The sequence below is a fragment of the Coleofasciculus sp. genome (genome assembly GCF_046565525.1).
Classification (GTDB): Bacteria; Cyanobacteriota; Cyanobacteriia; order Cyanobacteriales; family Coleofasciculaceae; genus Coleofasciculus.
Map to the genome: position 1 here is coordinate 1 of NZ_JBKHUP010000241.1, position 1,735 is coordinate 1,735.

Below are 1,735 nucleotides of genomic sequence, written 5' to 3' on the forward strand. Positions count from 1 at the left end.
TGTCACGAACCCAACGCTGACCGATACGAGCGGTACAGCGTGGGCTTGAGAGAAATCTTGTGCCTTCGTGATTAGCCTCAGTATTCCGACGAAAGCAAGGAATACTACGTTGAGCGGAAATATATAGGCACCGTGAAGTACAGGGTTGGCAACCCGTTTCCTAGCTTCACGCCCTGCGGTTTTCATTAAACATTCCTGTTGGGTAGGGAAAGTGTGAAAACATCAAAACTCCGATGAACATTGGCGAAGGTAACCACACCCCCAGGTGAAAACCTACTTCTTAGGTCTATGAAAGTCTACGTTCTCAACAAGCATGGGCGTCCCTTGATGCCCACAACCCCTAGAAAAGCTAGATTGTTACTCAAAAATGGTAAAGCCAAAATCGTTGGACGTGACCCGTTCACTATTCAGTTAATTTATGGCTCCTCTGGGTACACTCAACCTGTGGACTTAGGGATTGATGCTGGCTATCAACACATTGGTTTTAGTGCTGTTAACGAAAAAGAAGAGGTACTGGGCGGTGAACTCAAGATGCTGGAAGGGGTGTCCGAAAGGATTGCCGAAAAGCGCAAGTATCGTCGTACCCGTCGCAACCAATTACGGTATCGCCAACCTCGTTTTTCTAACCGAAAAAGGGACGAAGGTTGGTTAGCACCCTCTATCCAGCACAAGCTCGATACTCACCACCGTCTTATCGGCAAAATCTGCCGTATTCTTCCTGTTAAGACTGTGACTATCGAAGTCGCCGCCTTTGACATCCAGAAGATTAAAAACCCCACAATAGAAGGGAAACAATACCAATATGGGGAACAGTACGGCTTTGACAATTTGCGGGAATACATTTTACACAGGGATGGGCATAAGTGCCAGAATAAAGACTGTAAAAACAAGGCGAATAACCCTATCCTACAAGTTCATCACCTGGGCTTCTGGAAGAATCCACCCGACCGCACAGATAGACCCGGAAATTTGATCACCCTGTGTACCAAGTGTCATACTTCCAAAAATCACAGCAAGAAAGGCTTCTTATTTGGATGGCAACCCAAACTCAAGTCATTCAAAGGGGAAACCTTTATGACAATGGTGCGATGGCGTTTAACGGATGAGGGTCTCTTGCAAGCTACTTTTGGTTACATCACCAAAGGGAAGCGTCGGGAGTTAGAGATAGAAAAATCTCACCACAATGATGCTTATGTCATTGCTGGTGGGACAACTCAGACCCGTGTAGTTAAGCCATTAATGCTCGAACAAATTCGTCGTAACAAGCGGTCATTAGAGCAGTTTTACGATGCTAAGTATCGTGACAAAAGAGACGGAGAAATCCGCTCTGGTAGCGAGTTATCTTCTGGTCGTCGAACCAGAAATACAAATCTCAACGATGAAAACTTAAGGCAGCATCGGGGTCATAAGGTGAGTGCTGGACGCCGTTCCATTAAGAAGAAACGGTATCTCTACAAGCAACATGACTTCGTTCTGTTTGAGGGACGTATTTATCCTGTTGTCGGAGTCCAAAATTTGGGAACTCGCCTCAGCTTAAAACCAGAACCCGAATGTAAGAGTAAGTACAAAACGGCGGCAATCAACAAAGTTAAACCTTTAAAAAGAAGAGGAGGAATCTGTGAGCAACAAGCAGAACTTGGAGAATTCGGGGCATTTAACCCCACAAATTCTCCCGCCATTCCTCTCGACGCCGACAAGCGCGGTACGGCGCGAGGCTCCTGGCGGTTTAGCTGAA

At 46.3% G+C, this 1,735-nt stretch carries 2 protein-coding genes; one reads left to right on the plus strand and one right to left on the minus strand.

Going from position 1 to position 1,735, the window contains the following annotated elements:
• The coding region (locus ACLGGO_RS35470) for a hypothetical protein (RefSeq protein WP_446422834.1) at window positions 1-186 on the minus strand (186 nt) is incomplete at its 3' end.
• Window positions 187-288: 102 nt separating this feature from the next.
• Here ACLGGO_RS35470 and iscB point away from each other — a divergent pair.
• Window positions 289-1,734, plus strand: coding sequence for an RNA-guided endonuclease IscB (gene iscB / locus ACLGGO_RS35475; RefSeq protein WP_446422835.1), 1,446 nt, complete (start codon window positions 289-291; stop codon window positions 1,732-1,734).
• Window position 1,735: the final 1 nt, after the last annotated feature.